The organism is Rhizobium sp. BT04 (assembly GCF_030053135.1).
GTDB lineage: Bacteria > Pseudomonadota > Alphaproteobacteria > Rhizobiales > Rhizobiaceae > Rhizobium > Rhizobium binxianense.
This window is the reverse complement of record NZ_CP125652.1, coordinates 2,342,314-2,368,193: the sequence shown is the minus strand read 5'-3', so window position 1 is coordinate 2,368,193 and position 25,880 is coordinate 2,342,314. Positions and strand designations below refer to the sequence as shown.

Sequence of the window (25,880 nt, the reverse complement as noted above, 5' to 3'; positions counted from 1 at the left end):
ATTCAGAACTTCGAAAAGATACGAACCCAAGGAGACCTGACATGAGCACCGGATTTTTCGGCGATATCCAGAAAGTAAAATACGAAGGCCCCGACAGCACCAATCCGCTGGCCTTCCGCTATTACCAGCCGGACGAGATCGTCCTGGGCAAACGCATGGAAGACCATCTGCGCTTTGCGGTGGCCTACTGGCACACCTTCACCTGGCCGGGCGGCGACCCCTTCGGCGGCCAGACCTTCCTGCGTCCCTGGTTCGAGGACACGATGAAGGCCGCCAAGCTGAAGGCCGACGTCGCCTTCGAATTCTTCTCGCTGCTCGGCGCGCCCTATTATTGCTTCCATGACGCCGACGTGCGTCCCGAGGGCAAGAACTTTGCCGAGAACACCAGGAACCTCAACGAGATCGTCGATTATTTCGCCGAAAAGCAGGCCGCCACCGGCACCAAACTGCTCTGGGGCACGGCGAACCTGTTTTCGCACCGCCGCTATATGTCGGGTGCAGCCACCAATCCGGATCCGGATGTCTTTGCTTTCGCTGCTGCGACGGTCAAGACCTGCATCGACGCCACGCAGAAGCTCGGCGGTGAGAACTACGTGCTCTGGGGCGGCCGCGAAGGCTACGAGACGCTGCTCAACACCGATATCGGCCGCGAGCTCGACCAGCTCGGACGCTTCCTCAACCTCGTCGTCGAATACAAGCATAAGATCGGCTACAAGGGCACCATCCTGATCGAGCCGAAGCCGCAGGAGCCAACCAAGCACCAGTATGATTACGACGTTGCCACCGTCTACGGCTTCCTCAAGAAGCATGGCCTTGAAAACGAGGTGAAGCTCAATATCGAGCAGGGCCACGCCATCCTTGCCGGTCACTCCTTCGAGCATGAGCTGGCGCTCGCCAACGCGCTCGGCATCTTCGGCTCGATCGACATGAACCGCAACGACTACCAGTCCGGCTGGGACACCGACCAGTTCCCGAACAATGTTCCCGAAATGGCGCTTGCCTACTATCACGTCCTGGCAGGCGGCGGCTTCAAGACCGGCGGCACCAACTTCGACTCGAAGCTGCGCCGCCAGTCGCTCGATCCGGCCGATCTGCTGATCGGCCATATCGGGGGTATGGATTGCTGCGCCCGCGGCCTCAAGGCTGCGGCCAAGATGATCGAGGACAAGGCGCTCTCGCAGCCGCTCGCGGACCGCTACGCCGGATGGGATTCGGCTGAAAGCCAAAAGCTCTTCCGCGGCGAATATTCGCTGGGCGAGATCGCCCATTGGGTCGAGAGCAAGGATGTCAACCCACAGCCGAGATCGGGCAAGCAGGAACTGCTCGAGAATATCGTCAACCGTTACGTCTGATAAAATGCGCCGGCGGTCACCCGCCGCCGGCGCAAACCCTTTCCGACCGGGTGCGGCGGGAAGCTTTCAGCCTAATCCGTTCAACGCTTCGACCAGTTGCGCGACGGCGCGGAGACGGAGTTTCGAACCACCAGATCCGCCCTCAGCAGGATTTCCGTTTCGGTCGGGCGGCCATCGGACAGGAGTTCCAGCAGCAGCGCCATCGCCTGCTTGCCGATTGCCGTTCTCGGCTGGCGGATCGTGGTCAGCGGCGGCGATATGAAGACGGCCTGCGGCACGTCGTCGAAACCGGTCACCGAGAAATCCCGCGGAATGTCGTAGCCACGCGCGCCGAGCCCGATCATGACGCCGATCGCGGTCTGGTCGTTGACGCACATGAAGGCGGTGGGAAGCGTGTCGCGCATGAAAAGCTGTTCGACCGCATGCCGCCCGCTTTCGATCGTGCCGTCGCCTTCGAGAACGATCCGCAAGTCGGGCGGGATACCGGCGGCGTCGAGGCCGGCATCATAACCCATGCGGCGTCTGGTATAGGCAAGCCGGGTGCGCGAATCGCCGATGAAGGCGATCTTGCGATGCCCTTCGGCCAGCAGCAGGTCCACCGCTTTGCGAGCGCCCTCGGTGTCGTCGACGCCGACATAGGGAATGCCGCCATTGAAGACGGGCTCGAAAACGCCGACGCTCGGCGGCAGCCGCGCCGTCATCGTCTGATGCCCAAAGGGCAGGATGCCGGTGAACAGGATCAGCCCGGCAGCCTGGTTGGAATTCAAGAATTTCAGATATTCCAGCCCGCGCTGGGCGTCGTTCTGGGTGTGGCCGATGAGGATGCCGTAGCCGTGCGCGCGCGCCTCGTTCTCCAGCCCGACGAGAATATTGGAGAAATTGGGGTCGCCGATATCGGGCGCCACGACCAGGATCATGTTGGAGCGGCCGAGCCTCAGGCTGCGGGCCATGGCATTGGTCGTATAACCGGTGATGGCGATCGCCTGGTTGACTTTGAGGCGGGTGGAGTTGGCGACCTTCTCGGGCATGTGGATCGCCCGGGACACCGTCGCAATGGAGACCTCGGCGATCCGGGCGACGTCTTCGATTGTTGCGGGCGTGGAATTCGACACTGAGCTCTGCCTTGGGCTGTCTTCGCCGCGACACTACACAGACTTGTCGAGAGGTCAAAGGCAGGCTTCAACGGATCTGTGCAAATCAATGATGTAAACCTTTACACGATGTATGTAAAGGTTTACATAAGATCCAGAGCGGATGGAGAGCCGCTTGGGGGAGGAACAGATGACCGTGGAAGCCGCCGACACCGCACCCGTGGTGCTGTCCGCCAGGCGCATATGCAAATCCTTCAGTGGGGTGCAGGTCCTCTTCAGCGTGAACTTCGATCTCCGGGCCGGCGAAATCCATGCGCTGATGGGTGAAAACGGCGCCGGCAAATCCACTCTCGTCAAGGTATTGTCCGGTTTCGAGCAGGCAAGTTCCGGCGAGATCCTGCTCGACGGCAAGCCCGTGGTGCTGCCGCCCAACGGCGCTGCCGAGGCGCTTGGCATCGTCATCATTCACCAGGAATTCAACCTGGCCGACCATCTGACCGTCACGGAGAGCCTGTTCCTCGGGCGAGAAGTGACGCGCTTCGGTGTGCTCGACCGCAAATATATGCGGTCGGAAACCCGCAAGGTTCTCGATGTGCTCGGTTCGCATGTCGACGAGAATGCGCTGATCAGCACGCTTTCCATCGCCGACAAACAGATGGTCGAAATCGCCAAGGCCATCAGCCGCGATGCGCGGGTCGTGTTCATGGATGAGCCGACCGCCGTCTTGTCGCGGGAAGAGACCAATATGCTGTTCAAGCAGGTCCGCAAGCTGCGCGATCAGGGCACGAGCTTCGTTTTCGTGTCGCACAAGCTCGACGAGGTCATGGAATTGACCGATCGGGTCACGGTGCTGCGCGACGGCCAGTGGATCAAGACGTCCCCGACCTCCATTCTCGACGGGGAATCGATCGCGCAGCTGATGGTCGGCCGCGAACTTTCCAGCCTTTATCCCGCCAAGGTCGAACCTGACGTGGACGAGGAGGTCGTTCTCCGCGTTGCCTCGGTGTCGACGGGCTATGTGAAGGATGCGAGCTTCGAGGTGCGCAAGGGCGAGATCATCGGCTTCTCTGGCATGATCGGCTCCGGCCGCACCGAGCTGATGGAAGCGATCGCCGGCTTGCGAAGCCGTCTTGACGGCGAGGTTGTCATCAAGGGTGAGACGGTTCCCTCCGGCGACGTGCATGCCGCCAATCGCTGCGGGCTCGCCTATATGACCAAGGACCGCAAGTCGAAGGGGCTGCTGCTGCGCTCCGGCATGGTGGCCAATCTGACATTGCAATCGCTCGAAAGGCACGCTCGCCACGGCTATCTCAGCCCGGGCAGCGAGGCGGCCGCGATGGCAAAGGCCAAGCGCCGCTTCGACATCAGGGTTCGCGACGGCAATATCGTAGCCGGCCGCATGTCGGGGGGAAACCAGCAGAAGCTGCTGTTGGCCAAGGTCATGGAGACCGAGCCTCAGATCATCATCATCGACGAGCCGACGCGCGGCATCGATGTCGGCACCAAGCAGCAGATCTATCATTTCATCTCGGCGCTCGCCCGGGACGGCCGGTCGATCATCGTCGTGTCCTCGGAGATGCCGGAGGTCATCGGCCTCTGCACGAGAGTGGCGGTGATGCGTGAAGGACGTATCGTCGGCATGCTCGAGGGAGACGAGATTTCCGAGCAGGAGATCATGCGTTACGCCGCCGGGCTCAAGAAGAAGGCGGCCGCCTGAGGGCGACAGCAGGGCTTCGCCGATCAGGACGAGAGATAAGATGCCCATAAAATACGGGACGGGAGGTTGGTTTTGGAAATGAGTGTCAACGAGGAGACCAGGGAAATCCGGCGCCGGTCCTGGCGGGATGTCGACCTGCGAGCGGTGGCACCCTTCGTCGCCCTGGCCTTGCTCCTGATCGTCGGAGCTCTGGTCAATCCCAATTTCATCGGCATCACCAACCTTGCCAATGTCGCGACGCGCAGCGCCTTCATCGCTATCATTGCGGTCGGCGCGACCTTCGTGATCTCGGCAGGTGATCTCGACCTGTCGGTGGGCTCGATGGTGGCCTTTGTCGCCAGCCTAATGATCCTGCTGATGAATTCGGGCGCCATCGAAAACCCGGCCCTGATGCTGACGGTTGCGGTCGTCTTCACGATGGTCGCCGGTTCGCTTTGCGGTCTGGCGAACGGCCTGATCACCACGGTGGGCAAGATCGAGCCTTTCATCGCGACGCTCGGCACGATGGGCATATATCGCGGTCTGACGACATGGCTGTCGCAGGGCGGCGCGATCACCCTTCGCTCCGCCGATATCCAGACGCTCTATCGTCCTGCCTATTTCGGCAATATTGCCGGCATACCGGTGCCGATCGTGGTGATCCTGGCAGTGACCGCGGTTGCGGCCTTCATCCTCTATCGCACCCGTTATGGGCGCCACGTCGTCGCGGTGGGATCAAACAGCGATGTCGCCCGCTATTCCGGTATCGCGGTCAACCGTGTCAGGACGATCGCCTTCGTCATCCAGGGACTGTGCGTCGCCATTGCCGTGCTGCTCTATGTTCCCAGACTCGGCTCGACGTCGGCGACGACGGGCATCCTGTGGGAGTTGCAGGCGATTACGGCTGTCGTCGTCGGCGGTACGGCGCTCAAGGGTGGCGCGGGCAGGGTCTGGGGCACGATCTGCGGCGCCTTCATTCTCGAACTGGTCGGCAACATCATGCTGCTTTCGAATTTCATCAGCGAGTATCTGATCGGCGCCATCCAGGGTGCGATCATCATCATCGCCATGTTCGTGCAGCGCTCGCTGGTGCGCAAATCATGATCTGACCGCTTGCATTTGACCGGGTTTACAGGGCGTCCGGTCCGGTATGGAAAAGTCCCTGAAATCATTGGGAGGAAATAGCATGCGGAAATTGATGTTGGGTCTCGCGGTTGCGGCGGTGACATTCGCCGGCGCCGCTCACGCCCAGGACAAGAAATTCACGATCGGCGTCTCCATCCCGGCCGCCGACCACGGCTGGACCTCGGGCGTTGTCTTCCATGCCGAACGCGTCGCCAAACTGCTGATGGCCGAACATCCCGGTCTCAACGTTATCGTCAAGACCTCGCCGGATGCCGCAAGCCAGGCAAACGCCGTGCAGGATCTCGAGACGCAGGGTATCGACGCCCTGGTCATTCTGCCGTCGGATCCGGATCCGCTCGTCAACGCCATCAAGGAAGTCAAAGGCAAGGGCAAGTTCGTCGCCCTCGTCGACCGTGCGCCGAGCAACAATGACAATTCCGTGCGCGACCTCTATGTCGCCGGCAACAACCCGGCGCTCGGCGAAGTCGCGGGCAAGTACATTGCCGAAAAGACCCCGGAAGCTGAGGTCGTTATCATCCGCGGACTGCCGATCCCGATCGACCAGCAGCGCCAGGACGGTTTCGACAAAGGTATTGCCGGCTCCAAGGTCAAGGTTCTCGACCGTCAGTACGGCAACTGGAACCGCGACGATGCCTTCAAGGTCATGCAGGACTACCTGACGAAGTATCAGAAGATCGATGTCGTCTGGTGCCAGGACGACGACATGGCCGTCGGCGTTCTGCAGGCGATCGAGCAGGCCAAGCGCACCGACATCAAGTATGTCGTCGCCGGTGCCGGCTCCAAGGACATGGTCAAGAAGGTCATGGACGGCGACAAGCTGATCCCGGTCGACGTTCTCTATCCGCCGGCAATGGTCGGTACGGCAATGGAGCTGACGGCGGCGGCGCTCTATGATCAGGTGCCGGTCCACGGCAGCTACATCCTCGACGCAACGCTCGTCACCAAGGAGAATGCCAAGGACTTCTATTTCCCGGATTCTCCGTTCTGATCCATCGATTGGAGAGATGCGCCCATTCGTTAGGGATGGGCGCATTTTTTATGCGTCCATACCGTGCCCCGCCGAAAATGCTGCACGTACCTCTTGCCCGCCACAGCCCATCATGATTAGCTCGCCGCCATATCGCATCCGGCTTCGCGCCAATCACGAGCCCAGGGCAAGGAGGCGCCTTGCGCCCGCCAAATTGCGTGCTACAACACTTCAGAAACGTTTACGGTCGATATTCAGGGAGGAATCTGACATGAAGACGATCAAGGGCCCCGGCCTTTTCCTTGGCCAGTTCGCGGGCGATACCGCTCCTTTCAATTCCTGGGACGCAATCACCAAATGGGCGGCCGACATCGGTTACAAGGGCGTCCAGGTGCCGACCTGGGCCAGCCAGCTGATCGATCTGAAAAAGGCTGCCACATCCAAGGATTATTGCGCCGAATTCGCCGGCAAGGCGCGCGAAAACGGCATCGAGATCACCGAACTTTCGACCCATCTGCAAGGCCAGCTCGTCGCCGTGCACCCGGCCTATGACGAAGCTTTCGACGGCTTTGCCGCACCCGAGGTGCGGGGCAATCCGAAGGCGCGCCAGGAATGGGCGGTCGAGCAGGTCAAACTGGCGCTGACGGCATCCAAAAACCTCGGGCTCAAGGCGCATGCGACCTTCTCCGGCGCCCTTGCCTGGCCCTTCATCTATCCTTGGCCGCAGCGTCCTGCCGGTCTGGTCGAGACGGCCTTCGACGAACTCGCCCGCCGCTGGACGCCGATCCTCAACCATGCGGACGAGAACGGTATCGACGTCTGCTACGAGATCCATCCGGGCGAGGACCTGCATGACGGCATCACCTTCGAGATGTTCCTGGAGCGCGTGAAGAACCATCCGCGCGCCAACATGCTCTACGATCCCTCGCACTACGTCCTGCAGTGCCTCGATTATCTCGACAATATCGATATCTACAAGGACCGCATCAAGATGTTCCACGTCAAGGATGCGGAGTTCAATCCGACCGGGCGCCAGGGCGTCTACGGCGGCTATCAGGGCTGGGTGGAACGCGCCGGCCGCTTCCGCTCGCTGGGCGACGGCCAGGTCGATTTCGGCGCGGTTTTTTCCAAGATGACCGCCAATAATTTCGACGGCTGGGCCGTGGTCGAATGGGAATGCGCGCTGAAACATCCGGAGGATGGTGCCCGCGAAGGGGCCGAATTCGTGGCCGCTCATATCATCCGCGTCACGGAAAAGGCCTTCGACGATTTCGCCGGCAGCGGCACCGATCAGGCTGCGAACCGGCGGATGCTGGGGCTTTAAGATATAGGTCTTAACGCGAGGCTGCCCCTCACCCTCTCCCTCTCCCCGTTCTGACGGGGAGAGGGGACGTGCCTTGCGAGAGTGAAGTGGAACGGAGAGGGTGCGACACAGTCCCTTCGCCCCGTTTGCGGGGAGAAGGTGGCGGCAGCCGGATGAGGGGCACGCATCCGCACCAAGTTGAATTCCAGGAGGACAGAATGGCAATCGAAGCATCATCCGAACAGACTCGCGAGCCGCGCATCCGGCTTGGCATGGTGGGCGGCGGCGCGGGCGCGTTTATCGGCGCGGTGCACCGTATCGCGGCCCGCATCGACGATCAGTACGATCTTATCGCCGGCGCGCTGTCATCGACGCCCGAAAAGGCCGTGCAGTCCGGCCGCGATCTCGGTCTCGATCCGTCGCGGACCTATTCCAGCTATCGCGAGATGGCGATCCGCGAGGCAAAGCTGAAGAACGGCATCGAGGCGGTGGCGATCGTCACGCCGAACCATGTGCACTACGATGCGGCCAAGGAATTCCTGAAGCGCGGCATCCACGTCATCTGCGACAAGCCGCTGACGTCAAACCTTGCCGATGCGAAGAAGCTGAAGAAAATCGCCGACGAGAGCGGCGCGCTGTTCGTGCTGACGCATAATTACACCGGCTATCCGATGGTCCGCCAGGCGCGCGAGATGATCGCGAACGGCGAACTCGGCGATATAAGAGTCGTCCAGGCCGAATATCCGCAGGACTGGCTGACCGAAGCCGTGGAGCAGACCGGCCAGAAACAGGCCGCCTGGCGCACCGATCCGGCGCAGTCCGGCGTCGGCGGCTCCACAGGCGATATCGGCACGCATGCCTATAATCTCGCCTCGTTCATATCAGGCCTGGAACTCGACAGCCTGGCCGCCGATCTCGACAGCTTCGTTCCCGGCCGCCGGCTTGACGATAATGCCCATGTCATGCTGCGTTTCAAGGCGAAGGGTTCGGAGAAGCCGGCTAAGGGCATGCTCTGGTGCAGCCAGGTGGCGCCCGGCCATGAAAACGGCCTGATGGTCCGCGTCTACGGCAGCAAGGGCGGGCTGGAATGGACCCAGAAGGACCCGAACTATCTCTGGTACACGTCTTTCGGCGAACCGAAGCGGCTGATCACCCGGGGCGGCGCCGGTTCAGGCGCGGCCGCCGGCCGCGTCTCGCGCGTGCCGTCAGGGCATCCCGAGGGTTATCTCGAGGCCTTTGCGACGATCTATACCGAAGCTGCCCATGCGATCAATGCCCGCAAGAAGGGCAAGGCCGTCGACAAGGCCGTGGTCTACCCGACCGTGGACGACGGCGTGAAGGGCGTGGCCTTCGTCGAAGCCTGCGTCGCGTCTTCGAAGAAGAACGGCGCATGGGTCAAGGTCTGAGTCTATCGATCCCGGTTGCCCAATGAAAACGCCGAGGCGGGCTCGAATCGCCTCGGCGTTCTTGTTTATGGTCGATCAGACCGCGGCCGTGCGGCCGCGCTTGAGCAGGTTGTCGACGCTCAATGGTCCGGCGCCCGCCGCCACCAGATAAAGAAACACGAAGCAGAACAGGATCGCCGCGACGCCGCCATTCTGCGCGGGGTAGATACCTTTCGACGCATGCCCGATGAAATAGGCAAAGGCCATGAGGCCCGAGAGCACGAAGGCGGCGATCCGGGTCTGGAATCCGACCAGGACCAGGAAGCCGAGGGTGAGTTCGATCAGGCCGGCAACCCAGGACAGCGAGCCGACGGGCGGTACGCTTGCCGCAACCGGAAAATGCAGGATCTTCTGCGTTCCGTAGCTGAACAGCACGAGTGACGAGACGATGCGCAGCAGGCTCAGCAGATGCGGCTGCAGCAGATGGATCGAAGACAGCATCGGATTCCTTTCATGTTTGCGATGATGGCTGTGTCGGTGATCGTCGGCTCGGCGGCAAATCACGACTGCTGACATTCGCGTTATAAGAGCAGTCGGAGGCGGAAAGTCCGCTGGCTCGGACGATTGAACGGTGCAGGTACCACCGTTCCGTCGCCATACTGTAACGTTGCAGTTTTTCTTCTTCCGGGCCTGTACTTTGCTTTCCGGCTTGGCTAAATCCGAACCCAGACGGTCAGTCGACAAGCCGAAAGACGGGGTTTACCAATGATCGATGCAAAGACGCTTGCAGCCCGCCTTCCCGGCGATTTCACCTTCGGCGTTGCCACCGCCGCCTTCCAGATCGAGGGCGCCAGCAAGGCCGATGGCCGCAAGCCATCCATCTGGGATGCTTTCTGCAACATGCCCGGCCGCGTCTATAATCGCGATAACGGCGACGTTGCCTGCGACCACTACAACCGGTTGGAGCAGGACCTCGATCTCATCAAGGAGATGGGTGTCGAAGCCTATCGCTTCTCCATTGCCTGGCCGCGCATTATCCCCGACGGCACGGGTCCGGTGAACGAGGCCGGGCTCGATTTCTACGATCGGCTTATCGACGGCTGCAAGGCGCGCGGGATCAAGACCTTCGCGACGCTCTACCACTGGGATCTGCCCTTGTTGCTTGCCGGCGACGGCGGCTGGACCGCGCGCTCGACCGCCTATGCGTTTCAGCGCTACGCCAAGACGGTGATGAACCGCCTTGGCGACCGCCTCGACCGGGTCGCGACTTTCAACGAACCCTGGTGCATCGTCTGGCTCAGCCATCTCTATGGCATCCATGCCCCGGGCGAACGCAACATGCAGGCCGCCCTGCATGCCATGCATTACATAAACCTTGCCCATGGCCTCGGCGTCGAGGCGATCCGCTCGGAAGCCCCTGATGTGCCCGTCGGGCTGGTGCTCAACGCCGCCTCGATCATCCCGGGCTCCGACAGCCCGGCCGATCTTGCCGCCGGCGAGCGGGCGCATCAGTTCCACAACGGCGCCTTCTTCGATCCCGTCTTCAAGGGCGAATATCCCAGAGAATTCGTCGAAGCGCTCGGCGACCGCATGCCCGTCATCGAGGATGGCGACCTGAAGCTCATCAGCCAGAAACTCGATTGGTGGGGCCTGAACTACTACAAGCCCGAGCGCATCACCGATGATGCCGGACGCAGGGGCGATTTCCCCTGGACGGTGGAAGCGCCGCCGGCAAGCGACGTCAAGACCGATATCGGCTGGGAAATCTATGCGCCGGGCCTGAAGCTTTCGGTTGAGGACCTTTACCGCCGCTACGACCTGCCGGAATGCTACATCACCGAGAACGGCGCCTGCGACAACACCGGCGTCGTCGACGGCGCGGTCAATGATACGATGCGTCTCGATTATCTCGGGGACCATCTCGATGTCGTGGCCGACCTCATCAAGGACGGTTATCCCCTGCGCGGCTATTTCGCCTGGAGCCTGATGGACAATTTCGAATGGGCGGAAGGCTATCGCATGCGCTTCGGCCTCGTCCATGTCGATTATCAGACGCAGCTGCGTACGGTGAAGAACAGCGGCAAGTGGTACAGCAACCTCGCAGCGCAATTCCCAAAGGGCAATCACAAGGCGGGTTAGCCATTGCCCTCACGCAGCGGGCACAAAGATCTGCAGTGCTTGCTTAAACGTTTTTGAACCCTTGGCTGGCAAAGTCCGACGGTCAGGGAGCCGTGATGCAGACAGCCGGAAAATCGCAGAGCAAGGGATCGAAAATAGGCCGTCACATCACCGTCACGGGCGTGCTTTTCTCCTTTGCCGTCATTGTCGCCGTCGTCACCTTCATGGTGCTGACGGCGCTCGAACGGGTGGCCGAAAATGCCAATCTCCTCGATGACGAGCGCTCGCGCGAAACGACGATCGGCGCGGTAAAGACCTTCGAGGATCAGCTCGGCGCGACGCTCGACGATTACGCCGCCTGGGACGATGCCGCCGTCAATGTCTACGCGCCTGATGGTATGGCCTGGACCGTGAGCAATTATGGCGAAGTGTCTGCCAACAGCTCGCTGTTCGACATGGCGATGGTCATCGATGACGAGAAGAAGGCGATCATGGCCTATCGCGACGGCAAGCCGATGGAGGAGCCGCTCACGGATTTCTTCGCGCCTACGCTTTGGACCCTGTTCGAGACGGTGAAGGCCATCGGCCCGACCGGTACTCCGCAGGCGGTTGGCTTCGTCACCACCAGAAGGGGTATTGCGGCTGTCGGCGTGGCATTGGTGCGGAAAAAATCCGGTGCCCTTGAAGTGCCCGCCGGCCAGCACCGCTATCTGGTTTTCGCCCGCCATCTCGATAACGACAGGGTGGCGGCGCTTGGCCAGACCTATGTCATCGGCGGGCTGAGGTTGGCGCCGGCGAACTTCGAGGCCGATTATTTCGTGCCGATCGCCGATCCGGCGGGGGCGACCCTCAAGAAGCTCGTCTGGACCTCGCGTTCGCCTGGTGATGCCGGCTATGCACAGGTGCGGCCGATGGTCATTCAGGCGCTCGGCCTCGTCGGCCTGTTCTTCGTGGTGCTGCTGCTCATCGGTTGGCTTGCCGGCCGCAGGCTGAAAAGCGAGGAAAACAACGCCCGCGAAGAGGCGCTGCGCGACCGGCTGAGCGGCCTTTCCAATCGCGATGGTCTTGGGCTCGCCGTCGACCGTTTTGTCGTCGAGGCGCACCAGACCAAGCGCAACGTGCTGCTCCTCTATCTCGATCTCGATGGTTTCAAGGAAGTCAACGACAGTTATGGCCACGGCACCGGCGACCAGTTGATCCGTGCCGTCGCGGCCGGGCTCGACGTGCTCATTCCGAAAGGAGCGGTCCTCGCTCGTATCGGTGGCGATGAATTTGCAATCGCCTTTCTCTCCGACAGCGAGAATGCCGCCGCACTGCAGCTTGCCGAGCAGATCCTCGATTTTCTTGTCGAGCCGCTGGAGATCGGCCGCCGGGTCGTCGTCGTCGGGGCCAGCATCGGCATCGCCATGTCGTCTCTCGGTACGATCGGGCGGGAAGAACTGGTGCGGCGCTCCGACCTTGCCATGTATAAGGCGAAGGAGGCCGGCCGCGCGCGCATGATGCTTTACGATCCGTCGATGGATGCGGATCGAGAGCAGCGCAATGCGCTGGAGCTCGATCTCAGGATCGCCATCGAAAGCGGCGACCTTACGCTCGCCTATCAGCCGCTGATCGATGCAAGCACACATGCGATCACCGGCGTCGAGGCACTGGTGCGCTGGAATCGTCCGGGCCATGGCCCTGTTTCGCCCGAGCTGTTCATCCCGATCGCCGAGACCAGCGGCCTCATCGAATCGCTTGGCCTGTTCGTGTTGCGCAAGGCCTGCGAGACGGCCAAGCAATGGCCGGACCTCAACGTCTCGGTCAACGTCTCGCCCGGCCAGTTCCGCAATCCCGCCTTCGCCGACTATGTGCGCTACGTGCTGAAGCAGACGGAGATCGAGACCGGGCGCATTACGCTTGAGATCACCGAAGGTTATATGATCCAGAACCCGCAACGCACCCGCCAGTCGATCGAACGGCTGAAGGCGCTCGGGGTCAAGGTGGCGCTCGACGATTTCGGCTCCGGCTTCTCCTCGATCGGTTATCTCAGGCAGTTCGGCTTCGACCGAATCAAGATCGACCGCTCGCTGGTCATGGGTGTCAACGAGGACAAGCGCCAGCGCGAGATGCTGCAGGCGACGGTGGCGCTTGCCCGCTCGCTCGATATTCCGGTGACGGCCGAAGGCATCGAGACCGAGGAACAGGCCATCGCCATGCGCCTCTTCGGCTGCGATTGCCTGCAGGGCTATTTGTTCGGAAAGCCGGTTACATCAGACCTTATCACTGAGATGCTGAACGAGCGGCGTGCAGCGCCGCCGCCGGAGGCTTGGCGCCGCATTGGCGCAGCCTGACCGGCGGCCTGATCTTCAGACAGCAGGCTTGATCCGCACCCCGGCTCAGCTGCCGATATGCCGCTGGCCGCGCTTTTTGGCGAGGGCGATCTGGTGCTGCCGCTGGCGGTAGCGCAGCCGGTCTTCTTCTGTGCGCTTCGGATAACAATGGCTGCAGGAAACACCTTCCTCGTAGAGCGGCGAGGTGATCTCCTCGGCAGTGATCGGGTTGCGGCACGCGTGGCAGAGGCGGTGTTCACCTTCCTTCAGCCCGTGCTCGACCGACACGCGCTCGTCGAAGACGAAGCAGGCGCCGTCCCAGAGACTTTCCTCCTGCGGCACGTCCTCCAGATATTTCAGGATACCGCCCTTCAGATGATAGACCTCGTCGAAGCCCTCAGCCTTCATGAAGGCGGTGGCCTTTTCGCAGCGTATGCCGCCGGTGCAGTACATGGCGACCTTCGGCTTGTTGTGCAGGCCGGGATTGTTCCGCACCCAATCCGGAAATTCGCGGAAGGTCTTCGTCTTCGGGTCCATCGCGCCGCGGAAGGTGCCGATCGCCGTTTCGTAGTCGTTGCGGGTATCAATGACGATCGTATCGGGATCGGAGATCAGCGCGTTCCAGTCCTTCGCCGCCACATAGGTGCCGACCACCTTGTTGGGGTCGATATCCTCGACGCCCATGGTGACGATTTCCTTTTTCAGCTTCACCTTCATGCGCAGGAAGGGCATTTTCGATGCGCGGCTTTCCTTATGCTCCAGACCCGAAAATTCCGGCTGGGTGCGCAGGAAGGAGAGCACGGCGCCAATGCCGGCATCCGGGCCGGCGATCGTGCCGTTGATGCCCTCATGCGCCAGAAGCAGCGTTCCCTTGACGCCATTCTCTTCGCAAAGCGTCTGCAGCGGATCCTGCAGGCTGGCAAAGCGCGGCACGGAAACGAAATGATAGAGTGCCGCCACGAGGAACGGGCTGGTGGGTGTGAGGCTGTCGGTCATGCGCCAGGAAATACAGAAAATCGGCGGGCCGCGCAATTGCCCTTGCCAGCGGCGGCTTCGGCAGGCGGCCGACTACGCTCGCGCCTGCCACTCGGAAAACGGCCGCACGCCGAAGCTCCGGTCGGGGGTGTCGTCGAGAATGCTGATGAACTCGATCGAGTGCCCGTCTGGATCCTTGAAATAGATCGACAGCGCCGGCATCCAGCCGAAAACCACCGGCTCCGTTGCCGGTTCACCGGTAAAGCCGAGAACTCCCGGCCGTCAGCCACAGAAGCTCGATCCGCTGCGCTTCCTCGTCGGGATCATCGGTGAAGACGGTTTCGGCTTTGACAAGCGCTTGCCGCCGGTCTTCCTGCTGGCGGAAGATGATGGCGTCGAGCAGATGGGCCAGATCATCGTTGCGGGTGAAGAGCTGCGGCTCGGCTTCGACGAGTTCGGAGAGCACGGCGAGATCGTGGATATGGCCGAGATCCTCGACGAGTTCCCTGGCCGCATCGCGCTTGGCCTTCATCGCGCCAGGCCAGGCATCGCGCAAAAGGCCGTGATAGAGCCGGTAGTCGTAGGTGCGTTTGCGCAGAGTATGGAAATCGTCGGCCGATGCCTCGCCGTGGCAGGCCGCCAGTGCTGCCTTCGCCTTCCGCGCGGTTCGGCGCCAGCTCTTCCCCAGCTTGCGGGCAGTCTTGCGATGGCCGCCATCAAAACAGACTCCACCCAGGGCAGCGATCGCCTCCTGCAGAACGCCGGAGGTTTCCGTCAGCCGCTGTTCCAGGTCGCTTTCGGCAGCCGCCATCCAGTCGCGGCGTCCTTCTAGAATCGTGACGATGCGGCCGAGCGCCTCGCTCTCCTCCGGCCCACGGGCCGACTGCTGCAGATATTGCGCGGTGCCGATGAGGGCGGCCGCATCGCGGATCGCTGACAGCGACTGCGCGGCATCGCGCAGCCTGGCGTTTTCTCGGGCCTGGAAATCCGGTACCTCGCGGGCCACGAGGCGGTAGAGCGAACGCAATCGTTTCAGGTTCTTGCGGAAGGAATGGATCGCCTCATGCGCGCCGTCCGGGCGTTCCTCGAGAACCGCGGCGGCGCGTTCCAATTGCTCCGTCGCGACACTGCGGAACTCGTCGGTGAAATCGGCGTCAGGCCGAATGCGATAGGCCATGCCTGTCGTGCTCGTATTCTGTGGCAAGGGCCTGATTGGAATAGCGGAAATCACCGGTTACTTCGCGGCCGAGCCAGGCGGGCAGGGCCGGATTGTCGGTTTCGGCCGTCATCTCCACCTCGGCGATGACAAGCCCGCGATGTTCGCCGGCAAAGACGTCGACCTCCCAGACGAAACCCTGATGCGGAACGCGGTAGCGTGTCTTCTCGATGACGATGCCGATCGCATTCTGCAACAGCTCTTCGGCATCGGCGATCGGGATGTCGTACTCGAATTCGTCCCGGGTGATGGCGCTGCGGCCGATCTTGATCGTCAGTCTCGCACTCTTGCCGTCGAGGATGCGCACCCGGACGGAACGGTCGTCCATCGAGGCGATGTAACCCTGCCTCAGGACAGACTTCGCCTCGACGGCGGAACGCCATCCATCGCTGCGTACAAGAAACTTCCGCTCGATCTCTTTCGCCATATCGGTGAACCTTTTGTGACGATTGCGGCACGGTAGACCAATTTCCACGCATTTCATACCCATCTTGTCATATGGTCTGGTTTTATCTCGACAAGGGTCGGCGGGAGCGTTATTCGGGATCCGAATTCAATCGTTTCAAGGAAGTCGCACGACCATGGGCGAGAAAACCGAAAAGCTCCTTTCCATCCTGAAACTCCAGCCTGTCGTTCCGGTCTTGATCGTCGACGATGCGAAGTCGGCGGTATCGCTGGCCCGCGCGCTCGTCGCGGGCGGCCTGAAGGCGATCGAGATCACCATGCGCACGCCGGCGGCACTCGATGCCGTGCGCGCCGTCGCCGCCGAGGTCGAGGGCGCCGAAGTCGGCGCCGGCACGATCCTGAATGCCGCCCATTGGCAAGCCGCCGTCGAGGCCGGTTCGAAGTTCATCGTCAGCCCGGGCACGACACAGGAACTGCTCGATGCCGCCGCCGACTCCGATGTGCCATTGCTTCCCGGGGCTGCGACCGCCAGCGAAGTGATGGCTTTGCGCGAAGAAGGCTATCAAGTGCTGAAATTCTTCCCGGCGGAGCAGGCCGGTGGCGCGGCCTTGCTAAAGGCGCTCTCTTCGCCGCTCGCCGGCACGCTGTTTTGCCCGACCGGCGGCATTTCGCTGAAGAACGCCAATGATTATCTCTCGCTGCCGAATGTCATCTGCGTCGGCGGCTCCTGGGTGGCGCCGAAGGAACTGGTCGCAGCCGGCGACTGGGCTGGCATTACCAGGCTCGCGGCAGAAGCGGCGGCACTGAAGGCCTGAGTTTCGGCAGGGTGGGTCGGCCTTCGGGCATAATCCCCACTCCTCAATTTGTATTTCAGCCGTCGCAAACCTATGTACCTCTCCAGCTTCAAACAGGGAGATGACGAGGAATGTTCGACGCAAAGAAGCTTCTCGACCAGTTCTTGGGTTCGCAGGTGCCGGGTCTCGGCGGTTCGGTTCGCGACAGGGCGGGCGACGCTGTTCAGACGGCTAAAAACAACCCGCTGGCGACAGGTGCGATTGCCGCCGCGCTTCTCGGCACCAAGACCGGCCGGGGTATTGCCGGCAATGCATTGGCGATCGGCGGTCTTGCCGCCATTGCCGGCCTCGGCTACCAGGCCTACAAGAATTACCAGGCGGGGCAGGCGCCCGCAGCCCCCTCGGATGCGCCCTCGGCCAACAATCCGGTTCTCCTGCCGCCGCCGGTCGAATCCGGTTTCGGGCCGGCGTCGCCTGCCGGCAGCAATGAATTCGTTTTGGTGCTGATCCGCGCGATGATCGCCGCCGCCAAGGCCGACGGTCATATCGACGATGCCGAACGCGCCCTCATCATGGACAAGGTCAAGGCGGCCGATGTCAGCGGCGAGGCTGCGGCCTTCATCGAGCGGGAACTCGCTTCGCCGACGGATCTCGATGCACTCGTCGCTGCCGCGAGGACGGAAGAACAGCGCGTCGAACTTTACACCGCCTCGCGGCTCACCATCGAGCCGGATTCGCGCGCCGAGCGCGGTTATCTCGATCTCCTCGCCGGCCGGCTCGGCCTTGCCGACCAACTGGTCGACCATATCGAGGCGACGGTCTCCTCCGCCAAGGTGACCTTGTCACAGTGACATCTAAGGCATGGCGCGCAAAAGTGTGCAGCGGTTTTGCGATAACGACATGCTTAGAAATAAAGTCCTAAAGCGCGACGAGCGAAACTGAAAGATTGCGACGCGCTTTAGGCCGGTTGCCTTTGTCGGGCGGCTGGCCTATCCACTCCTAGACAAGGGGAGTGAACATGCGGGATCTTGCAAATTTCAAAGGCTGCCCGGCGCCGAAGCCGGTCATGCTGAAGGGCCGTTTCGTCACCGTCGAGCCCTATCGGCGCGCGGAACATCTCCAGGCCCTGTGGGACGGGCTCGGCGGCATGGGCATCAACCCGCTGCTTCTCTATTTCGCGCAGGACGATTTTTCCGGTATCGACGATTTCGCCAACTGGCTGGAAACGGTCTACACCAAGTCCGGCTGGCTCACCCATATCTTCCGTGACAACGCCACCGGAAAGATTGTCGGCATGGCGAACTATATGCGCGCCGACCCGGCAAACGGCGTCGTCGAGATCGGCGGCGTGGCGCATGGTCCGGAGATGAAGCGTTCGCCGCTTTCCACCGAAGCGCATTATCTGATGGCCAAGCACGTCTTCGAGGAACTCGGCTACCGCCGCTACGAATGGAAATGCGACAATAAGAACGAGGCGAGCAAGACGACGGCCGCGCGTTACGGTTTCAGCTTCGAAGGCGTCTTCCGCCAGCACATGATCTCCAAGCATCGCAACCGCGACACAGCCTGGTTCTCGATGATCGATGCCGAATGGCCGACGATCAACGACGCCTTCGAGGCCTGGCTTTCGCCGGGCAATTTCGACGCCGAGGGCAACCAGATCCGCCGCCTGCAGGATATCCGCGCCGATCTGGAAAAGGAAAGGCTGGCATGAGCCCGGAAAGCCGCTCGCAGGCAATCGCCGCCGGCATCATCTTGCTCGGCGCCAGCCTCGTCATCTATTTCCTGCCGACCATCGTGCTGTGGATCGGCAATTTCTCGCCGACGCTGGCGATCGTCGTCGGCGTCTGCCTGATCCTGGCGTTCTTCGTGGTCTTCTGGCTGCGGGCGCGCTATCAGCGCGGCCAGGAGAAATAGGCCGACAGCATTGAGCGTTGCGCAATTCCCGGCAAAAGCGTTTCACGCTTTGCCTGGCAAAGCCGCTGCGCAGCCTTGCTGGAATTGCTAGCCCTGCAGCGAGGCCCCGAGCAGCAGGGCGCCCATCAGGATGACAAGCACGGCGCCGAGGATTTCGATGGTGTTGCCGATCCAGACCGAGGCGGTCGAGCCGTGGCCGGAGAGGCGGACGGCGGCACTCTTGGCGGTGACGGCAAGGGTGGCAAGCAGGGAAACGGTGATCGCCGTGCCGAGCGACATGGCGGCGACGGAAAGCACGCCGCCGAGATAAAGCCCGTTCAACAGCGAGAAGGTCATCACCAGCAAAGCGCCGGAGCAGGGGCGAAGACCGACGGCAACGATCGCCGACCAGGCCTCGCGGGCGCTGAACCTGTCGCCGGAGAGCAGGGCCGGATCAGGCACATGGGCATTGCCGCAGGTCTCGCAGACCATGCCGGGAACGAAGGTGTGGCCGGCTTCGACGGCCTGCGCCTTGCCGTTGAAGGCATAGGTCTGGCGTTCGGCGGCATTGTCCTTCCAGTCGAGCATCATGCTGACCGGACCGGCAGATGTGGCCATCAGCCGGCGGCGCGGCATGTTGCCCACCATCGAGCGCAGTTTGCGCAACAGCAACCAGCCGCCGAAGAGGATGACCATGACGAAGCTTGCGATCTCCATCGCATGGGTCGCCGCCGTCAGCGTGATGCCGGTGCCGCGCAGCACCAGCCAGGCACCGCCGACCAGCGCCACCGCGACGACGCCCTGGATAAAAGCCGAAATGAAGGAAATGACGACGCCGCGCTTCAGCTCGATCTCGTTGGCGATCATGTAGGAGGAGATGACCGCCTTGCCGTGGCCGGGGCCGGCGGCATGGAAGACGCCGTAGGCGAAGGAGAGGCCGATCAGCGATGCCAGCTGCCACGGATCCTGGCGCATCGCCTTCAAGGCTTCGGTCAGTGCCCGGTAAAAGGCCTGCTGTTCATAATTCACATAGAGCAAAAGCGGTGCGAGCGGCCCGCCGGTCGGCTGGAAGCTCGGCTCCGCCGTGCCGATGCCGAGCGGCGACTGCGCATGGGCGAGACTTGCCGCCGTCAGGAGCGCGAGGACTGCAGCGGAAAGGGTCAGGCGTCTCATCAGCATGTGACCTCCAGCCGGGTGGCGAAGAGTTTGGACATGTTGGTGCCGGTGGGATCGTTGAAGAAGGCGTCGGTCAGCGACTGCTTGTTCTGCGAGATCACCTGGTCGGCATCAGGTCTTACCACCTGATGCTTGCAGGCTTTGAAGCCGTCGCCGACCAATGAAAGTTCGTTGTCTGTCGGAAAATCGATCGAGGTATAAAGCGACGGGTCGTAGACGCCGAAGGTGAGCCTGCCCTTGAGCGGCATCTTCTCCGCCGGTTTCACCGCAAAAAACATCAGCAGCTGACCGTCCTTGTAGTCGACATGGATGATATCGGGCTTCTGGACGGTGATATTCTTACCGTTGATCGTCAGGTTCATGTAGTAATCGTATTCGGCAAGCGACTGCTTCACCGTTTTCCCGACCTCCGCGAGCTCGTTCGGCTCCAGCTTCAGATCGGTGTTCTTGTCGAAATCCATGACCACCGAGGAGGAGAAGACCTCGTCGAAGCGCCAGACATTGCGCAATTCCTCGACGCTGCCGTCCTTGTCGGCCACGACCTCGAGGCGAGCCTCCACGAAGATGTGCGGATGGGCAAAGGCGGCGGCCGGCGCCAGCGAAAGAAGCGCGGCCATCAGTATCGTCGAATATCTCATCTATCCCGCTGCCCTGTTCGGTGACCCTGACTTCTTGCCAGAAATTGGGACGGAATTGGGACCGGGCTCCGCATCGGATTCGCGGAACCGGAGGCTGAACCGGGACGGAGTGTCGCATCGCTTGAGAAGGGTGGCATTACGGATGCTTTTTGAACCAGTTGTGCAGGTAGTCGACGAAGATCCTCACCTTGGCCGGCAAGTAGCGCCGGTGCGGATAGACGGCGTAGATGCCGCGGTCGGTCGGGAGGTAGTCGTTGAACAGCGTCACCAGTTCGCCGCTCTCGATCGGCTTGCGGGCGATGAAATCCGGGATGAGGGCGATGCCGATGCCGGCGAGTGCTGCGCGCAATGTCGCATGCGGACTGTTGACCTCGATCGGCCCGGAAACGGCGACGGCGAATGAGGTGTTGTCGGGATTGTGAAAGCGGATGCTCGCCTGGCTCCGCGCATTGGTATCGACGATGAAGGGGACGTTGGAAATATCGGTCGGATGCTCGATGTTCGGATGGCGCTCGAGAAATTCCGGAGTGGCGCAGAGATGGACGCGGAAATCCGAGATCTTGCGGGCGATCATGCCGGAATCCTCGAGCTTGGTGACGCGGATCGCCACATCGAAGCCTTCTTCGATCAGATCGACGAACCGGTCGTCGGCGGCGATCTCCAGCGAAAGGTCCGGGTTCTCTTTGGCGAAATCAATCAGCGACTGGCCGACATCGGCGTCGACGAAGGTGCGCGGCACCGAGATGCGCAGCCGTCCTTTGAGCTGCGCATTGTTCTCGCGCACGAGGTCGGCGAGGTTGTCGATCTCCTTGAGGATATCGGAAGCGGTGCGGTAATAGGTGTGGCCGGCCTCGGTCATCGAGAACTGCCGGGTGGTGCGGTTGAGCAGCAGAGCGCCGAGCTCATCCTCCAACTCGCGCACATATTTGGAGAGCAGCGCCTTCGAACGGCCGGTGCGTCGCGCCGCAGCGGAAAAGCCTTCGGCTTCGACGACATCGATGAAGGCGCGTATGCGGGTCAAGGTATCCATGGCACCCCTCCAGGCTGTTTCGGAATATTGAACAAATTGGCTTGTTTTGTTCAATTATTTTTTTAGCCTCGAGATCAAAAAACCGCTTGATTGTGAAGGCGAATATTCTTATTTCCCACTCAGCCCAAAGTCGCACGTGCCCATGGGTGTCCGCCGAACCCTCGAATTGGTGAGGAAATCGGTAAGGTACCTGGAATTAACCCCTCCAGTCGCTATTCCGGCCAACCGGAAAATGCGAGGACGCCTGAAGCAACGACGGTGCGGGCCTTTTTGTTCTCTCCCTGCTTTCCATCAGCGGGGGTTACTGAAGAGGCACACCATCATTGCCGGAAGTGCGGTTGGGATTCTCCCTCCAATCCATGGCAGACAAAGCCGAACTTACACCGCATCCGCGGCGTTGGTTCACTATCCGCGCATCGAGCGCTTGCTATGGTTCCGGGGTCTCCACCGGCTGGTTCCAATGCGAGTTCTCGTATGCCCTTTGTCCTCCGGTTCATGCCGGAGCTCTGGAATTGGAAGAGGGAATCGATATGACCACCCAGCGCATCCGCGACTTTCTCGCAACCCGACGTCCCGACGGTCCCTGCCTCGTGGTTGACCTCGATGTGGTTCGCGACAATTTCCACGCTTTCCGTCACGCCATGCCGGACAGCGCCATCTATTACGCCGTCAAGGCCAACCCGGCCCCGGAAGTGCTGAAGCTGCTCGCAGGCCTCGGCTCCAATTTCGATTGCGCATCCGTTGCCGAAATCGAAATGGCGCTCGAAGCCGGTGCGACCGCCGCCCGCATCTCCTTCGGCAACACGATCAAGAAGGAACGTGACATCGCCCGCGCGCATGCGCTCGGCGTCAGCCTCTTTGCCGTCGACAGCCACGAGGAAGTCGAGAAGATCTCGCGCGCCGCTCCCGGCGCCCGCGTCTTCTGCCGCGTGCTGACGGACGGCGAAGGCGCCGAATGGCCGCTCTCGCGCAAGTTCGGCTGCGTGCCGCAGATGGCTGTCGACGTTCTCGTCTACGCCCATCAGCTCGGCCTGCAGTCCTACGGCGTCTCGTTCCATGTCGGTTCGCAGATGACCAAGGTCGATGCCTGGGATTCGGCGCTTGCCGATGCCAAGCGCGTCTTCGTCTCGCTTGCCAAGCAGGGCATCCACCTGCAGATGGTCAACATGGGCGGCGGCTTCCCGACCAAGTACCTGCGCGACGTTCCGTCCGCGGAAGCTTACGGCAAGTCGATCTACCAGGCGCTGCGCACGCATTTCGGCAACCAGATCCCGCAGACGATCATCGAGCCGGGCCGCGGCATGGTCGGCAATGCCGGCGTCATCAAGGCTGAGGTCGTGCTGATTTCGAAGAAGTCGGACAATGACGATGCGCGCTGGGTCTTCCTCGACATCGGCAAGTTCGGCGGTCTCGCCGAGACGATGGACGAAGCCATCCGCTATCCGATCCGTACGGAGCACGACGGCGACGAGATGGAGCCCTGCGTCATTGCCGGCCCGACCTGCGATTCGGCCGACGTGCTCTACGAGAAGAACCTCTATCCGCTGCCGATCTCCCTTTCGATCGGCGACGAGGTCCTGATCGAAGGCACCGGCGCCTATACGACGACCTATTCGGCGGTCGCTTTCAACGGTTTCGAGCCGCTGAAGGCCTACGTCATCTAAGGTCGTTTCCGCCGGCCCCGTAACCAGCCGGGGCGGCAACTTCACAATTTTCCTTCATCGCCGCTGATAACGGTATTGGGTACGGGAGGCCAAGATGGCCGCTGTTCTTGATTCTGTCCGCGCATTCTTTGCGCCCACCACTTTCGCCATCGATGCCGAAAATCCTTCGGATGTCGTTGCCCGTGAAAACCTGCTCGACCGCGTCATGGGCCCGGATCGCCGCAAGAAGTCGTCGGAGAAGATCCGCCGCAATCGCGTGCCGGCCGAGGGCCTCGCGCTCGTCGCGCGCGATCGCGACGGCCATGTCATCGGCTCGGTGCGGCTCTGGAACATCGAGGCCGGCGTCAACGACGAAGGCACGCCGATCAATGCGCTGCTGCTCGGGCCGCTCGCCGTTGCGCCGCATTGCGGCGGCAAAGGCATCGGCTCGGCGCTCATGCGCGCGGCGATCCTCGAAGCGAAGAAGCGCGGGCATGGCGCCGTCCTGCTCGTCGGCGATGCTGCCTATTACGAGCGTTTCGGCTTTTTTGCCGAGAAGGCTCGCCATCTTGTCATGCCAGGCCCGTTCGAACGCTCGCGCTTTCTGGCGCTCGAGCTTACGGAAGGCTGGCTTGACGGCGCGGCCGGCATGATCGTCCCTTCGGGACGCATACTGGCCAGCGCGCCGGTTCGCCGCGCCGCCTGAAGCCAATGCGTGTCGCCCGGAGTGTGCAGCGGTTCCGGGATAACGGCATGCATAAAACAAACAGCTGAAGCGCATCGCATGAATCAAATTTGATGCGACGCGCTTCAGCCGGTGGCCAGCTTCACCTTGCCCAGGCCACGCAGCTTGAGCTGCGCCCGCCCGGCCTCGTCTTGGCCTAGTCTTCCGCGTCGTAGCCCTTGTCGGCGCGCCGCGCCGCGCATCATTTGCGTGGACATTGCGTCTCCGTCCGCTCATATGCAATGTCTGCGATGATCGGCATTTGGCGTCTCGCCGGCTTCTATATCCCGACGCGTGGTAATTCCAGGTTTTGACGGGAGCGTCATCCGAGCCGCAGGCACCCGATCTGGTCGATTGCCCGTTTCGCGAGCGCGCGTGCGGTCGCCTTCCAGCTGCAGACGGTTGGGTCGGGATCAAGCGGCGATCAGGACTCCAGCAGGAACAATCACAGGTTCACGCAAGCCAGCCAACCTAGGCTGGCGGCGAATTTTGGAGACATTCATTTCCTGCGAATCGGTAAGACGCGCCTTGCCAGGCTGCGACATCCCGATCCCGTTCATATCGGCTGCTGAAAGAGTCTTGTCTATGACCTCGATAGTTTCTTCCTACAGTTTCACTCAGATCAGGTCGCTTTCGACGGCGGCTGTCGCTGCCTGGACGACGGAAGACGTAGCAACTCTTTCCACGAAGCAGATCAGTGTCCTGTCGTCGGCTCAAATCACCGCCTTGGATACTGAAGACGTAGAGGTCCTCAGCTCTCAGCAGTTGAGCGCAATTTCGCAAGGTGCCGTATCCGGCCTCACTCTTGATCAACTGGCCGTACTGACGACGTCCGCCATCGAAAGTTTAACCTCGCTGCAGATCGCAGCAATCACGACCAAGCAGATCAGCGCGCTGACGACGGCGCAAGCAGAGGCTTTGACGTCATCCCAAGTCGGCGTCCTCAGTTCGCTGCAGATTGCGGCCCTGAGCCCCGCGGATGTGGCGACGTGCATTGCCTGAATCTATAGGTCTCCATGATTTGGAGGTCGTGGATGGCAGGTGTATCGATAGAGACGACACTGGAGCCTTGAGCGTCCTCCTTGCGTGATGTGAAAGTGCGAATGCGACGGCTGTTCACGCAGGAGCGGGTAGCGAATTCAGCGAGCCAATTTCTGGACGGTTTGCTGGGAGAAGAGCGGCGCAAGACGGGTTGGATGCGGGCGGAGGCGGCCGGCGATCCCGGCCCTTGGCGGCGAAAGACATCGCCGTAGGTTGCCTGCGACTATGCCCTATACTGTGAACGCAATCTCGTGGAGCGCACATGCATTGGAGCAGGATCGGCCGGATGTCCTGAAGCGGCGATGTGCCTGTTCGATGGTCAGCTTGATCTCGATCCCGATAGGCTGATCTTTATAGATGGTGAGACGGAGAAGCAATCGATCCAGTGAATCGATTGCCCGTCGAACGGCCTGTCGACCAAAATGGCACGGTTGCGCGGACGCGCAATTCGAGGCGAGCGTTATCGGACTGGCATACCGCACGGCCATTGGAAAACAACGACATTCACCTGCGCGCTCCGCCTCACAGGCATGACCGCACCCTTCGTCTACGATGGAGCGATGGCTTGTGTCGAGTAAGTGCTTTCGCCGCCCCTTCAGACCGGCGACGTCGTCGTTATGGATAACCTGCCGGCCCACAAGGCAGCCGGGGTGCGCGAAGCCATCGAGCGCACCGGCGCCAAACGCGTGTTTCTGCCGCCCTATAGTCCCGACTTTAATCCCATCGAAAACGCATTCTCGAAATTGAAAGCGATGTTGCGGGCAAGAGCGGAGCGAAAGATTGATGCGCTATGGGACGCAGTCGGCGCCTTGCTACCCCGGTTCCCCCCTGGAGAATGCGCAAACTACTTGAGAGCTGCAGGATATGACCCGGATTGAACAGGATCTGCTCTAGACCGCGTCGCCGTTAACCTGAAATTAGACATTTGCCGGATAGTTATTTGAGCAGAATTCTGATGTCCAAAATATTTGC

The 25,880-nt window shown here is 61.5% G+C and carries 22 protein-coding genes and 4 pseudogenes; 17 read left to right on the top strand and 9 right to left on the bottom strand.

All coding sequences use genetic code 11. The features are described from left to right. Positions 1 to 41 precede the first annotated feature (41 nt). Positions 42 to 1,352, top strand: coding sequence for a xylose isomerase (gene xylA, locus QMO82_RS20050; RefSeq protein WP_183609444.1), 1,311 nt, complete (start codon positions 42 to 44; stop codon positions 1,350 to 1,352). An 80-nt stretch (positions 1,353 to 1,432) separates the two neighbouring features. Here xylA and QMO82_RS20045 read toward each other — a convergent pair whose 3' ends face one another. Then, on the bottom strand, positions 1,433 to 2,464 hold the full coding sequence (locus QMO82_RS20045) for a LacI family DNA-binding transcriptional regulator (protein WP_183609445.1): 1,032 nt from the start codon (positions 2,462 to 2,464) through the stop codon (positions 1,433 to 1,435). 169 nt (positions 2,465 to 2,633) lie between these two features. On the opposite strand from QMO82_RS20045, the gene QMO82_RS20040 reads away from it, so the two are divergent. From QMO82_RS20040 to QMO82_RS20020, 5 genes are all read left to right on the top strand, one after another. Then, the gene (locus QMO82_RS20040; RefSeq protein ID WP_183609446.1) at positions 2,634 to 4,160 is read left to right on the top strand and encodes a sugar ABC transporter ATP-binding protein; all 1,527 of its coding nucleotides are present in this window, start codon (positions 2,634 to 2,636) and stop codon (positions 4,158 to 4,160) included. Positions 4,161 to 4,238: 78 nt separating this feature from the next. Further along, entirely contained in the window at positions 4,239 to 5,243 is a 1,005-nt protein-coding gene (locus tag QMO82_RS20035) for an ABC transporter permease (RefSeq protein WP_183609447.1), read from the top strand. Positions 5,244 to 5,325: 82 nt separating this feature from the next. Next, positions 5,326 to 6,273: a substrate-binding domain-containing protein gene (locus tag QMO82_RS20030; RefSeq protein WP_183609448.1), complete on the top strand. Its 948-nt coding sequence runs from the start codon at positions 5,326 to 5,328 to the stop codon at positions 6,271 to 6,273. A 250-nt stretch (positions 6,274 to 6,523) separates the two neighbouring features. Continuing rightward, positions 6,524 to 7,576: a sugar phosphate isomerase/epimerase gene (locus QMO82_RS20025; protein WP_183609449.1), complete on the top strand. Its 1,053-nt coding sequence runs from the start codon at positions 6,524 to 6,526 to the stop codon at positions 7,574 to 7,576. Positions 7,577 to 7,773: 197 nt separating this feature from the next. Then, on the top strand, positions 7,774 to 8,961 hold the full coding sequence (locus QMO82_RS20020; RefSeq protein WP_183609450.1) for a Gfo/Idh/MocA family protein: 1,188 nt from the start codon (positions 7,774 to 7,776) through the stop codon (positions 8,959 to 8,961). A 75-nt stretch (positions 8,962 to 9,036) separates the two neighbouring features. Here QMO82_RS20020 and QMO82_RS20015 read toward each other — a convergent pair whose 3' ends face one another. After that, positions 9,037 to 9,441 carry a DoxX family protein gene (locus tag QMO82_RS20015; protein ID WP_183609451.1) on the bottom strand — a complete coding sequence of 135 codons (405 nt, stop codon included), beginning with the start codon at positions 9,439 to 9,441 and terminating at the stop codon, positions 9,037 to 9,039. A 264-nt stretch (positions 9,442 to 9,705) separates the two neighbouring features. On the opposite strand from QMO82_RS20015, the gene QMO82_RS20010 reads away from it, so the two are divergent. Continuing rightward, a complete protein-coding gene (locus tag QMO82_RS20010; RefSeq protein ID WP_183609452.1) occupies positions 9,706 to 11,079 on the top strand; it encodes a GH1 family beta-glucosidase in 1,374 nt (457 codons plus the stop codon). Positions 11,080 to 11,174: 95 nt separating this feature from the next. Next, positions 11,175 to 13,391, top strand: coding sequence for an EAL domain-containing protein (locus QMO82_RS20005; protein ID WP_183609453.1), 2,217 nt, complete (start codon positions 11,175 to 11,177; stop codon positions 13,389 to 13,391). A 45-nt stretch (positions 13,392 to 13,436) separates the two neighbouring features. Here QMO82_RS20005 and QMO82_RS20000 read toward each other — a convergent pair whose 3' ends face one another. The 4 genes and pseudogenes from QMO82_RS20000 to QMO82_RS19985 all read right to left on the bottom strand — a co-directional run bounded on the left by QMO82_RS20000 (position 13,437) and on the right by QMO82_RS19985 (position 15,988). Beyond that, positions 13,437 to 14,366 carry a rhodanese-related sulfurtransferase gene (locus QMO82_RS20000; protein ID WP_183609454.1) on the bottom strand — a complete coding sequence of 310 codons (930 nt, stop codon included), beginning with the start codon at positions 14,364 to 14,366 and terminating at the stop codon, positions 13,437 to 13,439. A 72-nt stretch (positions 14,367 to 14,438) separates the two neighbouring features. Beyond that, positions 14,439 to 14,615: pseudogene (locus QMO82_RS19995) on the bottom strand (VOC family protein); the annotation flags it as partial. After that, positions 14,599 to 15,522 (bottom strand): CHAD domain-containing protein, encoded by a 924-nt coding sequence (locus tag QMO82_RS19990; RefSeq protein WP_183609455.1) that lies wholly within the window; start codon positions 15,520 to 15,522, stop codon positions 14,599 to 14,601. The pseudogene QMO82_RS19995 and the gene QMO82_RS19990, both read right to left, overlap by 17 nt. Beyond that, positions 15,500 to 15,988 (bottom strand): CYTH domain-containing protein, encoded by a 489-nt coding sequence (locus QMO82_RS19985; RefSeq protein ID WP_183609456.1) that lies wholly within the window; start codon positions 15,986 to 15,988, stop codon positions 15,500 to 15,502. The genes QMO82_RS19990 and QMO82_RS19985 overlap by 23 nt, the downstream gene beginning before the upstream one ends. 154 nt (positions 15,989 to 16,142) lie before the next feature. Between QMO82_RS19985 and QMO82_RS19980 the strand changes: the two genes are divergently transcribed. The 4 genes from QMO82_RS19980 (at position 16,143) to QMO82_RS19965 (ending at position 18,677) form a co-directional block, all read left to right on the top strand. Further along, positions 16,143 to 16,781: a 2-dehydro-3-deoxy-phosphogluconate aldolase gene (locus QMO82_RS19980; RefSeq protein ID WP_047616308.1), complete on the top strand. Its 639-nt coding sequence runs from the start codon at positions 16,143 to 16,145 to the stop codon at positions 16,779 to 16,781. Between the two features lie 110 nt (positions 16,782 to 16,891). After that, positions 16,892 to 17,611 carry a tellurite resistance TerB family protein gene (locus QMO82_RS19975; RefSeq protein WP_097618184.1) on the top strand — a complete coding sequence of 240 codons (720 nt, stop codon included), beginning with the start codon at positions 16,892 to 16,894 and terminating at the stop codon, positions 17,609 to 17,611. A gap of 167 nt (positions 17,612 to 17,778) precedes the next feature. Next, positions 17,779 to 18,474, top strand: coding sequence for a GNAT family N-acetyltransferase (locus tag QMO82_RS19970; RefSeq protein WP_183609457.1), 696 nt, complete (start codon positions 17,779 to 17,781; stop codon positions 18,472 to 18,474). Next, the gene (locus tag QMO82_RS19965) at positions 18,471 to 18,677 is read left to right on the top strand and encodes a hypothetical protein (RefSeq protein ID WP_183609458.1); all 207 of its coding nucleotides are present in this window, start codon (positions 18,471 to 18,473) and stop codon (positions 18,675 to 18,677) included. Before QMO82_RS19970 ends, QMO82_RS19965 begins: the two co-directional genes overlap by 4 nt. Positions 18,678 to 18,764: 87 nt before the next feature. Here the strand turns inward: QMO82_RS19965 and QMO82_RS19960 are convergent, their stop codons facing one another. The 3 genes from QMO82_RS19960 to QMO82_RS19950 all read right to left on the bottom strand — a co-directional run bounded on the left by QMO82_RS19960 (position 18,765) and on the right by QMO82_RS19950 (position 21,500). Then, the gene (locus QMO82_RS19960) at positions 18,765 to 19,835 is read right to left on the bottom strand and encodes a nickel/cobalt transporter (RefSeq protein WP_183609459.1); all 1,071 of its coding nucleotides are present in this window, start codon (positions 19,833 to 19,835) and stop codon (positions 18,765 to 18,767) included. Next, positions 19,829 to 20,470, bottom strand: a complete 642-nt coding sequence (locus QMO82_RS19955) for a DUF1007 family protein (protein WP_183609460.1) — start codon at positions 20,468 to 20,470, stop codon at positions 19,829 to 19,831. The genes QMO82_RS19960 and QMO82_RS19955 overlap by 7 nt, the downstream gene beginning before the upstream one ends. 136 nt (positions 20,471 to 20,606) lie before the next feature. Continuing rightward, positions 20,607 to 21,500, bottom strand: coding sequence for a LysR family transcriptional regulator (locus QMO82_RS19950; protein ID WP_183609461.1), 894 nt, complete (start codon positions 21,498 to 21,500; stop codon positions 20,607 to 20,609). A 530-nt stretch (positions 21,501 to 22,030) separates the two neighbouring features. Here QMO82_RS19950 and odc2 point away from each other — a divergent pair. The 5 genes and pseudogenes from odc2 to QMO82_RS19925 form a co-directional block, all read left to right on the top strand. Continuing rightward, entirely contained in the window at positions 22,031 to 23,164 is a 1,134-nt protein-coding gene (gene odc2 / locus QMO82_RS19945) for an ornithine/lysine decarboxylase (protein WP_012485255.1), read from the top strand. A gap of 94 nt (positions 23,165 to 23,258) precedes the next feature. Beyond that, positions 23,259 to 23,849, top strand: a complete 591-nt coding sequence (locus QMO82_RS19940; RefSeq protein WP_183609462.1) for a GNAT family N-acetyltransferase — start codon at positions 23,259 to 23,261, stop codon at positions 23,847 to 23,849. Positions 23,850 to 24,452: 603 nt separating this feature from the next. After that, a pseudogene (locus tag QMO82_RS19935) lies at positions 24,453 to 24,857 on the top strand (hypothetical protein); the annotation flags it as partial. 92 nt (positions 24,858 to 24,949) lie between these two features. Next, positions 24,950 to 25,108, top strand: a pseudogene (locus QMO82_RS19930) (IS701 family transposase); the annotation flags it as partial. A gap of 55 nt (positions 25,109 to 25,163) precedes the next feature. After that, positions 25,164 to 25,786: pseudogene (locus tag QMO82_RS19925) on the top strand (IS630 family transposase); the annotation flags it as partial. Positions 25,787 to 25,880: the final 94 nt, after the last annotated feature.